Annotated in this window: 15 protein-coding genes; 14 read left to right on the top strand and 1 reads right to left on the bottom strand. The window is 38.5% G+C overall.

Features of this window, described 5'->3' with window-relative positions; all coding sequences use genetic code 11:
* Positions 1–3: 3 nt before the first annotated feature.
* Together IGJ32_RS04070 and IGJ32_RS04075 are read left to right on the top strand one after the other, a co-directional pair.
* Positions 4–891 (top strand): NAD(P)-dependent oxidoreductase, encoded by an 888-nt coding sequence (locus IGJ32_RS04070; protein ID WP_088775583.1) that lies wholly within the window; start codon positions 4–6, stop codon positions 889–891.
* A gap of 86 nt (positions 892–977) precedes the next feature.
* A complete protein-coding gene (locus IGJ32_RS04075; protein ID WP_010719680.1) occupies positions 978–1,208 on the top strand; it encodes a YkuJ family protein in 231 nt (76 codons plus the stop codon).
* Positions 1,209–1,550: 342 nt separating this feature from the next.
* Here the strand turns inward: IGJ32_RS04075 and IGJ32_RS04080 are convergent, their stop codons facing one another.
* On the bottom strand, positions 1,551–2,423 hold the full coding sequence (locus tag IGJ32_RS04080) for a GIY-YIG nuclease family protein (protein ID WP_088766128.1): 873 nt from the start codon (positions 2,421–2,423) through the stop codon (positions 1,551–1,553).
* Between the two features lie 345 nt (positions 2,424–2,768).
* Between IGJ32_RS04080 and fabT the strand changes: the two genes are divergently transcribed.
* The 12 genes from fabT to IGJ32_RS04140 all read left to right on the top strand — a co-directional run bounded on the left by fabT (position 2,769) and on the right by IGJ32_RS04140 (position 12,404).
* Complete coding sequence (fabT, locus tag IGJ32_RS04085) at positions 2,769–3,209, top strand: fatty acid biosynthesis transcriptional regulator FabT (protein ID WP_010719678.1); 441 nt, start codon at positions 2,769–2,771, stop codon at positions 3,207–3,209.
* A gap of 9 nt (positions 3,210–3,218) precedes the next feature.
* Positions 3,219–4,181, top strand: a complete 963-nt coding sequence (locus IGJ32_RS04090; protein ID WP_010738138.1) for a beta-ketoacyl-ACP synthase III — start codon at positions 3,219–3,221, stop codon at positions 4,179–4,181.
* 46 nt (positions 4,182–4,227) lie between these two features.
* Positions 4,228–4,452 carry an acyl carrier protein gene (locus IGJ32_RS04095; RefSeq protein WP_005876288.1) on the top strand — a complete coding sequence of 75 codons (225 nt, stop codon included), beginning with the start codon at positions 4,228–4,230 and terminating at the stop codon, positions 4,450–4,452.
* A 110-nt stretch (positions 4,453–4,562) separates the two neighbouring features.
* A complete protein-coding gene (fabD, locus tag IGJ32_RS04100; RefSeq protein WP_096709282.1) occupies positions 4,563–5,498 on the top strand; it encodes an ACP S-malonyltransferase in 936 nt (311 codons plus the stop codon).
* A complete protein-coding gene (gene fabG, locus IGJ32_RS04105) occupies positions 5,489–6,226 on the top strand; it encodes a 3-oxoacyl-[acyl-carrier-protein] reductase (RefSeq protein ID WP_010719675.1) in 738 nt (245 codons plus the stop codon). Before fabD ends, fabG begins: the two co-directional genes overlap by 10 nt.
* A 17-nt stretch (positions 6,227–6,243) precedes the next feature.
* Positions 6,244–7,479, top strand: coding sequence for a beta-ketoacyl-ACP synthase II (gene fabF, locus IGJ32_RS04110; RefSeq protein WP_010719674.1), 1,236 nt, complete (start codon positions 6,244–6,246; stop codon positions 7,477–7,479).
* A 2-nt stretch (positions 7,480–7,481) separates the two neighbouring features.
* A complete protein-coding gene (accB, locus tag IGJ32_RS04115) occupies positions 7,482–7,976 on the top strand; it encodes an acetyl-CoA carboxylase biotin carboxyl carrier protein (protein ID WP_010738136.1) in 495 nt (164 codons plus the stop codon).
* Between the two features lie 23 nt (positions 7,977–7,999).
* Positions 8,000–8,419, top strand: coding sequence for a 3-hydroxyacyl-ACP dehydratase FabZ (gene fabZ / locus IGJ32_RS04120; protein WP_010719672.1), 420 nt, complete (start codon positions 8,000–8,002; stop codon positions 8,417–8,419).
* A gap of 7 nt (positions 8,420–8,426) precedes the next feature.
* Positions 8,427–9,806 (top strand): acetyl-CoA carboxylase biotin carboxylase subunit, encoded by a 1,380-nt coding sequence (locus tag IGJ32_RS04125; RefSeq protein WP_373168984.1) that lies wholly within the window; start codon positions 8,427–8,429, stop codon positions 9,804–9,806.
* On the top strand, positions 9,807–10,676 hold the full coding sequence (gene accD, locus IGJ32_RS04130; protein WP_010719670.1) for an acetyl-CoA carboxylase, carboxyltransferase subunit beta: 870 nt from the start codon (positions 9,807–9,809) through the stop codon (positions 10,674–10,676). It abuts the gene before it with no gap.
* Positions 10,669–11,454 (top strand): acetyl-CoA carboxylase carboxyl transferase subunit alpha, encoded by a 786-nt coding sequence (locus tag IGJ32_RS04135; RefSeq protein WP_010738133.1) that lies wholly within the window; start codon positions 10,669–10,671, stop codon positions 11,452–11,454. Before accD ends, IGJ32_RS04135 begins: the two co-directional genes overlap by 8 nt.
* A gap of 752 nt (positions 11,455–12,206) precedes the next feature.
* Positions 12,207–12,404 (top strand): hypothetical protein, encoded by a 198-nt coding sequence (locus tag IGJ32_RS04140; protein ID WP_014834757.1) that lies wholly within the window; start codon positions 12,207–12,209, stop codon positions 12,402–12,404.
* Positions 12,405–12,443 lie beyond the last annotated feature (39 nt).

Below are 12,443 nucleotides of genomic sequence, written 5' to 3' on the forward strand. Positions count from 1 at the left end.
AATATGAAATTAGGTTTTATCGGGACAGGAGTCATGGGACGCGCAATCACTGAGCATCTTATGAACGCAGGACATGAAGTAACTGTCTATAATCGAACAAAAGCAAAAACGGATGAGCTAGTCAAAAAGGGAGCCATTTGGGCTGAAACACCTAAAGATGTCACTAAAAATAGTGAGATCATCTTTTCGATGGTTGGTTATCCCAAAGATGTAGAAGAAATTTACTATGGCGAAAATGGGATCTTTGCAACGGATGTCCAAGATCGAATTTTGGTTGATCTAACAACTAGTACCCCAACGCTTGCAGAAAAAATTGCAAAAACAGCCACAGAAAAAGGCGCAGCTGCTTTAGATGCACCAGTTTCAGGTGGAGATCTGGGTGCGAAGAATGCCACTTTGACAATCATGGTTGGTGGTGAAAAAAGTGTCTATGAAAAAGTTTTACCTTTGTTTCAAGTGATGGGATCCACTTTTACTTTACATGGGACAGCTGGAAAAGGACAACATGCGAAAATGGCAAATCAAATCATGATCGCAGGGACTATGACAGGCATGACCGAGTTACTTGCTTATGCTTCAAAAGCAGGACTTGACTTTGAAAAAGTCATTGAAACAGTCTCAGGAGGCAGTGCGGCAAACTGGTCATTAAGTAATTATGCTCCTCGTATTTTAAAAGAGGATTATACGCCAGGATTTTTTGTTAAACATTTTATTAAAGATTTGAAAATTGCGTTAGATGAAGCAGATAAAATGGCATTGAAGTTACCAGCGACAACGCAAGCTTTAAAATTATATGAACAATTAGCAGATCAGGGATTTGAAAATGACGGTACTCAAGCATTGATTAAGCTTTGGTGGCCTGAAGGAAAGAACCCAGAAAAAAAATCTTAAAAAACTCGCTTTTTTTGGAGAAAATCAATGCAAGTCGTCTGTGCTTTTGTTACAATATAACAGAAATAAGAAAAGGAGGACCTCCGATGGCACATTCACAATTAGTTGCAATCATTAAACGACTGGAGGCAATGGTCGAATCAGCAGATAATGAACTGCAAGTCCGTCGTTTTGAAAAAGAGGGCGTTGAAAAATGTACAGTTACTTATGACAAAGCAACTGAAACATTTGAATTAACTGAAACAGATTCACATCAACAATATGAATTTGACAATATCGATATCGTTGCAATGGAAATTTATGACTTGATCCAATAAAAGATCATGAAAGAAGCGTTCAGCTCTGAGCAACCAAGAGTGGATTTTTTAGAAAATCTTCTCTTGGTGCTTTAGAGCTGCTTTTTTTATAGCTTAATGGATCAAGCTTCGTTCGTAAGAAGTCTTCTTGAAGTGACCAGGATGGGCGTGTTCTATCCGCAAGCGTTCGTATCAGCAAGAGATTGCTCCGATGAACAGAAGAAAAAGTGTGACGCCTATTTTTCCTTAGATTTTTTTCGGCTAGTGAGGAGATTAGAGGAATAATTGGTTAAATGGATAAAACAACGAAAAGAAACCGTGAACTGTAGACCAATGTTTGGTAGTTCAAGGTTTCTTTTTATTTTACAATTCATTTTGGGCGAGAATTTTCTTATGGTAACTCATTAGTATAAGGACGGGGTCAATTTCTTCTTTTTGCAACTGTCGCTTCAAGGACAAACCAGCTTTTGCATTTTCATAATAAAAATAGGGAGATTCATCATTAGACGTAATGGCCGTTTCAGCCAGTTGACCGTAACAAATCAAATAATGTTTTTGTTTCGTTTCGTCTGCTGCCAGAGGTAGATGGAAAGTGATTTTAGGCGTCCTTAGAAATAGTTTCTGCGCCTGTATTCTTTTAATGAAAGCTGTGGATAACTCAATATCTTGTTGGATTTGGGCAGCTTTTTCAAAATTCAATTGTTCGATAAAATGATTTTGCCTTTTCTTCAAGTAAGTGATTAGTTTTTTATTGCGCCCTTGCAACAGATTTTGAATCTCTTTTTTCTTTTGTTCAAATGACAACTGATTCATTTCCGGTAATTGTGTATTTAAAGCTAAAAGGCTGATTTCAGACAGCCACGGCATCTGATAGGTTTCTTCAATGATGCGTAAAATAGCCGGCATTTTTTTGTAAAGTCGAAAGGGACCGTAAGTACGGGCAAGTGGCATATCCGAAAGGGAAAAACCATTATTTGTAATATGTAAATAATTATAGTTACTAAAATAGTTCATTTGACGGTTGTAAAAAGGGCGGTAGTACTGGATTAATTGACATTCTAACAATAGTGCATCTAATTCAGTATCCACGACGACAAAATCAAAGTCAGCGATATGATGAATCAATCGGCGAACTTTTTTTGAATGTTGTTTACTATGACGAAAATAACTACTTACACGATTTTTTAATTGTTTCGCTTTTCCCACGTAAATCACAGTTCCGGTATGATCTTTCATCAAGTATACCCCAGGAAGCAAGGGGAGTTTTTTTACTTTTTCTTTCAACGTTCTTTCTCCTTTTTTATCAAAAAATACTATATCAAATTTACGGCAAAGGAACAACCTTTTCGTTTGCTGAGTCTTAAGTAAAAATAGTTTGATAATCAAAATATTTATTTGAGAAATATTTTTAATGCTTAAATGGGTGATTGTTGATTTAATAGGATTTTAAAATGAATTTTTTCTTAGAAAAAGTTCATAATCGAAAAAAATGAGCTTTTTAGGTTGCATTTTGAAAAAAGTTAAGATATAGTTTGAACATCAAATGATTTGATAATCAAACTAATTAGTGGATGGTGGAACATGGAACCAGATTTGAAAACAGTAAATGATTATCTTGTTAGTGTCTTCAATGATATTTTGACAATCGAAGAATCTGAATTAAAAAAATCTCAGTTCAAAGATTTGTCAATTACAGAGATGCATACGATCGAGGCAATCGGTATGTACAAGAAAAAAACGACTTCAGAAGTAGCCAAAGAACTGTCGATTACTGTTGGGACCTTGACCACTGCTATCAATAAGTTAGTAAAGAAAGACTATGTTGAACGCATTCGAAGTGAAGATGATCGACGAGTGGTGAAATTAGGACTGACAAAAAAAGGCAAACTTTTATATCGTGTCCATCAGCACTTTCATCGTGAAATGGTCAAAAATATCTTGGATGGCATGGCTACCGACGAACAGCAAGCTTTACTGGCTGCATTGAAAAACTTGCATGATTTTTTGCGAGATTACAAGTGAGGATTTTTAATGGAACAATTTGGAACGATCACAGCAACAGCTAGTGTCCTTCCCGAAAAAATCATTACCAATGATGATCTTTCCAAAATGATGGACACTTCAGATGAATGGATTTCATCGCGAACAGGTATCAAACAAAGGCGTTGCGTCACAGATCAAGAAACTTCTGATCTTTGCTATTTAGTAGCAGAAAAGCTCATCAAAAAAAAGAACATCGATCCGACAGAACTTGACTTCATTCTTGTAGCAACCATGTCTCCTGATTTTACGACACCCTCTGTGGCTGTCCAGGTTCAAGGTAAACTTGGTGCAACAAATGCAATTGCATTTGATCTTAGTGCAGCATGTTCAGGCTTTGTTTATGCTTTAAGCATGGCAGAGAAAATGATTCGGTGCGGTTCAAATAAAGGATTAGTGATTGGTGGCGAGACATTATCCAAATTAATCGATTGGTCTGATCGTTCAACGGCTGTCCTGTTTGGTGATGGTGCTGGTGGTGTGTTACTTGAAGCTGGTACAGAGCAGAAAATAATTGCAGAACATCTGGAAGCAGATGGCACTCGAGGATCGTCACTCACAGCTGGCTATCATTCGAACGGATCACCGGTGTATGTAAAGGATGCAAAAGGCTCTTTTTATTTATCAATGATAGGAAGAGATATCTTTGATTTTGCTGTAAGAGACGTTGCAAAAAACATTAAAGACATCACTCAAAATGTGTCAGTTGATTATCTGCTTTTACATCAAGCAAATCTTAGAATCATTGAGAAAATTGCACGCAAGGTAAAAATACCGCAAGAAAAATTCTTAACCAATATGGATAAATACGGAAATACCTCTGCTGCAAGTATTCCAATCCTATTAGATGAAGCGGTAGCTAGTGGGCAAATCACTTTAGGAAAAAAACAAAAAGTAGTATTTACAGGTTACGGTGGAGGTTTAACATGGGGAAGTATCCTCATGGAACTGTAAGCTGATAAAACATAAAATTGTAAACAATATCGGAGGAATATATAGTATGGTATTCGAAAAAATTCAAGAAATTATTGCAGAAGAGTTAGGAAAAGAAACAGAAGAAATCAAATTAACAACAAACATCCAAGAAGACTTAGAAGCTGATAGCTTGGATTTATTCCAAATCATTAATGAAATCGAAGACGAATTTGACGTGAAAATCGAAACAGAAGACGGCATCAAAACAGTTCAAGATTTAGTAACTTATGTTGAAAAACAAACTGCATAATCATTAAGATTAGGTTGGGGGCTGGGACATTTTCCTTAAATAGGAGTGTCTTGGTCCTTTTTAATAAATCAAGACATGAGCATATATCCTAAAAATATTGGAGAAAATACATGAAGACAGCATTTTTATTTAGCGGACAAGGCGCTCAGTATCCAGGCATGGGACAAGATCTCTATCAAGAAACTATCGTCAAAGAAACGTTTGATGAAGCAAGTGATATTCTAGGCTATGATATGGCGGAATTGTGTTTTTCAGAAAATGAACGAATCAATCAAACCGCTTATACGCAACCAGCAATCTTAACGGTCAGCATTGCTTTTTATCGTTTGTTGAAAGAAAGAGGGATTACACCTCAAGCTGCTCTAGGATTAAGTTTAGGCGAATATTCCGCTTTAGTAGCTAGTGGAGCTTTGTCGTTTAGTGAAGCAGTCGCTTTAGTGGCAAAACGAGGGGCTTTTATGACTGAGGCTGCACCACTTGGTAGTGGGAAAATGGTAGCTGTTATGAATGCACCTGTAGAAGTGATTGAAGAAAGCTGTTTGGAAGCTCAACGATTAGGAATTGTTTCGCCTGCAAATTATAATACACCCCAACAAATCGTAATTGGCGGTGAAGAACAAGCAGTGGATGAAGCAGTAAGAATCATGCAAGAAAAAGGCATTAAACGAATGATTCCACTTAATGTGAGTGGTCCGTTTCATACAGCAATCTTAGCGCCAGCAGCAAAAAAATTAGCCGTTGAGCTAAAAACGATCACTTTTAATGAGCCAGCAATTCCTGTCATCAGTAATACGACAACTGAAATCATGAACAAAGATCGGATACCGACTCTGCTTGAACAACAAGTAATGAAGCCGGTACATTTTTATGAAAGCATCCATCAATTAAAAGAACTTGGTGTGGAACGTGTGATCGAAGTTGGTCCAGGTAAAGTATTAAGTGGCTTTATGAAGAAAATCGATAAAACGATTCCGGTTTTAAGAGTAGAAAATCAACAAACTTTAGAAGAAACAATGACAAGTATCGGAGGCATGTTATGGAGCTAACAGGAAAAAACGTATTTATAACAGGTAGCACAAGAGGAATTGGTGCTGCTGTGGCGCTAGCTTTTGCAAAAGCAGGCGCAAACATCGTTTTAAATGGACGAAAAGCAATTCCAGAAGAAAAAATCAATGAGATCAAAGCTCAAGGTGTGAACTGCATCGGTGTTTCTGGCGATATCTCAGATTATGAAAAAGCTGGTTTGATGGTAGAAGAAGCAGAAAAACAATTAGGATCAATCGATATTCTAATCAATAATGCAGGAATTACGAACGATAAATTATTGATGCGCATGTCAGCAGAAGATTTTAAAGCTTGTTTAGATATCAACCTAACAGGAACATTTAATATGACACAACACGTTTTAAAGAAAATGATGAAAAAACGTGAAGGTGCAATTATCAACTTGTCAAGTGTTTCAGGCTTGATTGGTAACGTCGGACAAGCAAATTACGCAGCAAGCAAAGCAGGTGTCGTTGGTTTTACAAAATCTGTTGCTCGTGAGGCAGCTGCACGCGGTGTTACATGTAATGCCATTGCTCCTGGTTTTATCGCTACGGATATGACCGAAGTGTTATCTGATAAAGTCAAAGAGCAAGTAGTAAAACAAATTCCAATGCAACGTTTTGGCAGCGTGGAAGATGTTGCGAATGCTGCGATTTTCTTAGCAGAGAGTCCTTATATCACAGGACAGGTCATCAATGTTGATGGCGGTCTCGTGATGCACGGATAAAAAGGAGGAAAACAATAATGAATCGAGTAGTAATTACAGGCTATGGTGTCACTTCACCAATCGGTAATGATGCTGAAAGTTTTTTAGATAGTTTGCAAAAAGGAACGAATGGGATTGCCCCTATTACTAAATTTGATGCCACGGAAACTGGGATTACACTAGCAGGTGAAGTCAAGGATTTTCCATACGACAAATATTTTGTGAAAAAAGACAGCAAACGGATGGACATGTTCTCGATTTATGGGATCTATGCAGCACTAGAAGCATTAGGGATGAGCGGTCTAGATAAAGAGAAAATCGATCAAGATCGTTTTGGTGTCATTGTTGGTTCCGGTATCGGCGGATTGCCAACGATCGAAAACCAAGTGATCCGATTACACGAAAAAGGCGCGCAACGTGTCTCACCAATGTTTGTTCCAATGGCTATTGCAAATATGGCTGCCGGCAACATTGCACTACGTGTAGGTGCTAAAGGGATTTGTACAGCAATCGTTACTGCTTGTGCGAGCGGAACGAATGCTATTGGTGAAGCTTACCGCAATATCAAACATGGTTATTCAGATGTCATTCTAGCTGGTGGGGCAGAAGCAACAATTTGTGAAATGGGAATTGCTGGCTTTGCTGCACTAACAGCTCTATCGAATGCTGAAGACCCTACTCGTGGTTCGATTCCTTTTGATGAAGAACGTAACGGTTTTGTGATGGGCGAAGGAGCGGGTATCTTAGTGATCGAATCTTTAGAACATGCTCAAGCTCGTGGTGCAAAAATCTATGGAGAAATCGTTGGTTACGGCGCTAATTGTGATGCATTCCATATGACTGCCCCTACACCAGATGGTTCAGGCGCTGCCAAAGCAATGAAATTAGCCATGGATGAAGCGGGTATTAAGCCAGAAGATGTTGGCTATATCAATGCCCATGGGACAAGTACACCCGCTAATGATCAAGCAGAAGCAAAAGCGATCCAACTGGCATTAGGTGATTCATTCAAAGAAACATATGTCAGCAGTACGAAATCTATGACTGGACACTTATTAGGTGCAGCTGGAGGGATTGAAGCGTTAGCTACTTTAATGGCGCTGGAACATCAATTTATTCCACCAAACATCAATGTCCAAAAACAAGATCCGGAAATTGACTTGAACGTTGTCATCAATGAAAGCAAACCAGCGCAATTGACTTATGCAATGAGCAATTCGTTAGGCTTTGGTGGTCACAATGCGGTCTTGTGTATGAAACGCTGGGAGGAATAATCTTGAATATCAATGAGATCAAGGAATTAGTCAGTCAATTCGATCAATCTACTTTAACTGAATTTGATTTAAGAGAAGGTCAATTTGAATTATATATGAATAAAAATGAATCTAGTCGTGGAATGGGAACAATGGCTCCAATGCCAGTAGCTACAGAAGCGCCTAGAGATACGGTAGTACCTCAAACACCAATCCAACAAACGCCAGTTAGTGAAGCACCTCAAGCATCTGTCGAAGCATCACAAGAAAGTTTCGAAGGTGTCGAGGTAAAATCACCGATTGTTGGAATCGTCTACTTACAACCTGCCCCTGATAAACCACAATTTAAGTCAGTGGGAGATAGTGTCAAAAAAGGTGAAGTGATTTGTATCATTGAAGCAATGAAATTGATGAATGAAATCACAAGCGAAGTCGATGGGAAAATCGTTGAGATTCTTGTTGAAAATGAAGCGGTTGTTGAATACGATCAACCACTATTTAGAATTCAACCAAATTAAGCAAAAGAGGAAAGAGGAGCAATATGAACATTCAAGAAATTAAAGAAATCATACCACATCGTTATCCGCTATTGCTGATTGATCGTGTCGAAGAAATGGTGGAAGGCGAACGAATCATTGCAAAGAAAAATGTGACGATCAACGAACCATTTTTCCAAGGTCACTTTCCAGAAGAACCTGTGATGCCAGGTGTCTTGATCGTTGAAGCGATGGCACAAGCAGGAGCAGTTGCGTTATTATCCTTGGAACAATTTAAAGGAAAGACTGCTTATTTTGGTGGTTTAGACAAAGCAAAATTCCGTCGAAAAGTCACTCCAGGGGATACACTGTATCTTGAAGTAGAAATTACGAAAATCAAATCTTCTGCTGGTATTGGTAAAGGAATTGCAAAAGTGGATGGCAAAAAAGTTGCTGAAGCTGAATTAACTTTTATGATTGGATAGGTGAGTTATGTTTTCAAAAGTTTTGATAGCTAATCGTGGCGAAATCGCCGTACGAATTATTCGCGCTTGTCGTGAGCTTGGTATTCAGACTGTTGCTGTTTACTCACAAGCAGATGCTGACGCATTGCATACTCAATTGGCAGATGAAGCAATTTGTATTGGTCCTGCAAAAGCGACGGACTCCTATTTGAATGTTCAAGCAGTTTTGAGTGCAGCCATCGTGACCAAAGCAGAAGCGATTCACCCAGGTTTTGGGTTCTTATCTGAAAATAGCCGTTTTGCTTCTATGTGTGAAGAATGTAATATTGCTTTTATTGGTCCAAAGAGTCGAACGATCGATGCGATGGGGAATAAAATCAATGCACGTCGCTTGATGCAAGAAGCCAATGTACCTGTTATTCCAGGAAGTGATGGCGTATTATCAACAGTTGAAGAAGCACTAACAGTAGCGGATAAGATTGGTTATCCGGTCATGCTTAAAGCTGCCGCTGGCGGTGGCGGAAAAGGGATTCGTAAAGTTTTATCAAAAGAAGAATTACCGCAACATTTTTCTTCTGCGCAGCAAGAAGCAGCAGCGGCTTTTGGAAATGATGAAATGTATTTAGAAAAAATCATTTATCCAGCAAGACATATTGAAGTACAGATCCTTGGTGATCATTATGGGCATGTCCTTCATTTAGGCGAACGAGATTGTTCTCTTCAACGAAATAATCAAAAAGTATTAGAAGAATCCCCTTCAGTGGTCATCTCTCAGACTAAAAGAGATGAATTAGGAGCTGCGGCAGTTCGTGCAGCCAAAGCGGTTAATTATGAAAATGCTGGAACGATTGAATTTTTAATGGATGAAGCGGGAGAATTTTATTTCATGGAAATGAATACGCGGATCCAAGTCGAACATCCGGTAACGGAGATGGTTACAAACATTGACTTGGTAAAAAAACAAATTGAAATTGCTGCCGGACAACCGTTGGAAATCAAACAAGAAGATGTGCGATTCTCTGGTCACGCTATTGAGTGTCGAATCAATGCAGAAAATCCGGCTTTTCATTTTGCACCATCACCTGGAACAATCAAAAACCTTTTGTTACCAGCAGGAGGCATGGGCGTTCGAGTTGATAGTGCCGTTTATTCTGGCTATACGATTCCACCTTATTATGATTCAATGATCGCTAAGGTGATCGTTCATGCAGACACTCGCTTTGAGGCATTGATGAAAATGCAACGAGCGTTAAGCGAAGTGGTTACCGATGGAGTGATCACGAACGCGGAGTTCCAAATGGATTTAATCAGTCATCCAGCAGTTATCGCAGGGGACTATAGTACCGCCTTTTTACAAGAAGATTTTTTACCGAACTGGACACCTGAAACAGAGATAGGAGAAGAGTAGATGGCTTTATTCAAAAAGAAAAAATACATTCGAATTAATCCTAATCGAGCAGAACAACCAACGAATGCGCCGTCTATTCCAGATAATATGTGGGCTAAATGCCCTAATTGTAAACACATCATTTATACAAAAGATATTGGTGATGAGAAGGTTTGCCCTCATTGTAGTTATAACTTTCGTATTGGTGCTTGGCAACGATTAGCATTGATCATCGATGAAAAAAGTTTAGAAGAATGGGACACGGATTTAGTAACAAAAGATCCCTTGAACTTCCCTGATTATCAAGAAAAGATCCAAACTATGCAAGAAAAAACAGGATTGCATGAAGCGGTATTGACAGGAAAAGCAACGATTCACGGTCTGCCATTTGCGATTGGTGTCATGGATTCTAATTTCATCATGGGCAGTATGGGAACTGTTGTAGGTGAGAAAATCACCCGTTTGTTTGAACGGGCTGAAAAAGCTGGCTTACCCGTTGTCTTGTTCACTGCTTCTGGAGGAGCCAGAATGCAAGAAGGTATTTTTTCTTTGATGCAGATGGCAAAAATCTCAGCAGCTGTCAAACGTCATAGCAATGCCGGTTTGTTTTATCTAACAGTATTGACCGATCCAACTACAGGCGGCGTAACAGCGAGTTTTGCAATGGAAGGCGACGTGATCCTGGCTGAACCCCAAAGCTTGATTGGTTTTGCCGGTAGACGAGTGATCGAACAAACGATCAAACAAGAATTACCGGAAGATTTCCAAAAAGCAGAATTTCTACTTACCCATGGATTTGTTGATCAAATCGTTCCGAGAAAAGAACTAAAAGAAACGATCCATCATTTGTTGGAAATGCATACGCAGAAAGGTTGGATAAATCATGGATAAAACAGCACATGAGATCGTTCAACTGGCGCGTGAAAAGGATCGTTGGACGAGTCTTGATTTTTTTGAAGATATCTTTGAGGGGTTTCAAGAATTTCATGGCGATCGTTTGTTTGGAGACGACGAAGCAGTCGTTGGTGGGGTTGCCAAATTAGATGGAAAACCTGTCACAGTTATTGGGATCCAAAAAGGACGAGACCTTCAAGAAAATATTCGCAGAAATTTTGGTTCGCCTCATCCAGAAGGCTATCGTAAAGCACTTCGTCTGATGAAACAGGCAGAAAAATTCCATCGTCCTATTATCACACTGATTAATACTGCTGGTGCCTATTGTGGTGTCGGTGCAGAAGAACGTGGTGAAGGAGAAGCGATTGCCAGAAACCTATTAGAGATGTCTGATCTAAAAGTACCGATCATTGCAATCATCATTGGTGAAGGTGGAAGCGGAGGAGCATTGGCTCTTGGCTTAGCTGATGAAGTTTGGATGCTTGAACAGACGATTTATGCTGTCTTATCTCCTGAAGGTTTTGCATCGATTTTGTGGAAAGATGGTAGTCGAGCAGCTGAAGCGGCTGAATTAATGAAAGTTGCGGCAGCTGAATTATTAGAATTAGATGTCATCGATCGTGTGATACCGGAAACAGTAAATGGGCAAGCTTTAAGTAAAGAAAAAGTCAGTCGAATGTTACAAAAATCATTGATTGAAAAATTGACCGAACTATGTCAAACTTCCACTGAAGAGTTGCTTGAACGACGTTATCAAAGATTCCGTAAATTTTAAACAGTTATAAAGAATAAAACAAACAGTTATGCACCAAATTGAATGAATAAAGCAATCGACCTACCCACCGTTTCCTGTTAGATGACAGGAGTAGCTTTGGAGGTCGATTGCTTTTTGAGTTTTTCGACTCTTTGTCATTAAGGACTGATGAATGGTGTGAAATCAAATCTGGGTCAGAATGAATCTCATTCTGTCTCAGATTTTTTTGTTAGTTCACGTTGATAGTTTTTTTATTAACCTGTCTGCTTTTTTAAAAAACATTGGAATACAAGGATTGGAGATTATCCTCTATCATTCATCAGAGATTTTATAAATGGGAATGCGATAATCGCTCTGTTGAATATAATCATGTGTCTACCATTTGGTTGGCATGAATATGGGCTCTATAATTTTTCAAGGAGACTGGGACAGAACTTGTCTCAGTCTCATCTAGTATCTCTAAAAAACAAATAAACATGAGACAAAAGCAGCGTCTTCGGAAAATCTGCTGAAATTTATCAAAAATTTGAGAAGCACCAAGTAGGTAACAATCAACAGCAAAAAACTAGTTTTTGTGTTTCTTGTCAATTTTTGGGAATCTCTTCTTATTTCTTGATGCTAACTACTTTTGTCTCCACTTCCTTTTTTGATATATTTAAATCTTTCTCCTGTCTAAAAGGTTGCAGGTTATTCTGCCACTTATGAACCTTTACATAAATCGTAACATGTAGATGAAAAATTTTTTCAGATGATAAGTAGTAGAGAAAGCTTGATTGATTTCCTCAATCAATGAAAAAAATACATACAACAAAACAGTTATGGTAAACGATCAAGATTCAAGAATATTAATTAGTTATATTGAGCGTTTACTCTTGATTAGAACAAGTAAAATAAAAGCTACAGGGGAGATGATCCATACGATTTTGTCAGCTTCGGTAACAAAATGGACATTGGAAAGAGATATCAATTGAAAACAGAGAAAACACCTAAAGCTGATGAAGTGGTATTGA

The sequence above is a fragment of the Enterococcus sp. DIV1639a genome (assembly GCF_050530445.1).
GTDB lineage: Bacteria > Bacillota > Bacilli > Lactobacillales > Enterococcaceae > Enterococcus_B > Enterococcus_B hirae.

Excerpts from the sequence above, each read along its gene's own strand:
- IGJ32_RS04070 (WP_088775583.1), top strand. The coding sequence starts at position 4 with ATGAAATTAGGTTTTATCGGGACAGGAGTCATGGGACGCGCAATCACT.
- IGJ32_RS04075 (WP_010719680.1), top strand. The coding sequence starts at position 978 with ATGGCACATTCACAATTAGTTGCAATCATTAAACGACTGGAGGCAATG.
- IGJ32_RS04080 (WP_088766128.1), bottom strand. The coding sequence starts at position 2,423 with ATGAAAGATCATACCGGAACTGTGATTTACGTGGGAAAAGCGAAACAA.
- fabT (WP_010719678.1), top strand. The coding sequence starts at position 2,769 with ATGGAACCAGATTTGAAAACAGTAAATGATTATCTTGTTAGTGTCTTC.
- IGJ32_RS04090 (WP_010738138.1), top strand. The coding sequence starts at position 3,219 with ATGGAACAATTTGGAACGATCACAGCAACAGCTAGTGTCCTTCCCGAA.
- IGJ32_RS04095 (WP_005876288.1), top strand. The coding sequence starts at position 4,228 with ATGGTATTCGAAAAAATTCAAGAAATTATTGCAGAAGAGTTAGGAAAA.
- fabD (WP_096709282.1), top strand. The coding sequence starts at position 4,563 with ATGAAGACAGCATTTTTATTTAGCGGACAAGGCGCTCAGTATCCAGGC.
- fabG (WP_010719675.1), top strand. The coding sequence starts at position 5,489 with ATGGAGCTAACAGGAAAAAACGTATTTATAACAGGTAGCACAAGAGGA.
- fabF (WP_010719674.1), top strand. The coding sequence starts at position 6,244 with ATGAATCGAGTAGTAATTACAGGCTATGGTGTCACTTCACCAATCGGT.
- fabZ (WP_010719672.1), top strand. The coding sequence starts at position 8,000 with ATGAACATTCAAGAAATTAAAGAAATCATACCACATCGTTATCCGCTA.
- IGJ32_RS04125 (WP_373168984.1), top strand. The coding sequence starts at position 8,427 with ATGTTTTCAAAAGTTTTGATAGCTAATCGTGGCGAAATCGCCGTACGA.
- accD (WP_010719670.1), top strand. The coding sequence starts at position 9,807 with ATGGCTTTATTCAAAAAGAAAAAATACATTCGAATTAATCCTAATCGA.
- IGJ32_RS04135 (WP_010738133.1), top strand. The coding sequence starts at position 10,669 with ATGGATAAAACAGCACATGAGATCGTTCAACTGGCGCGTGAAAAGGAT.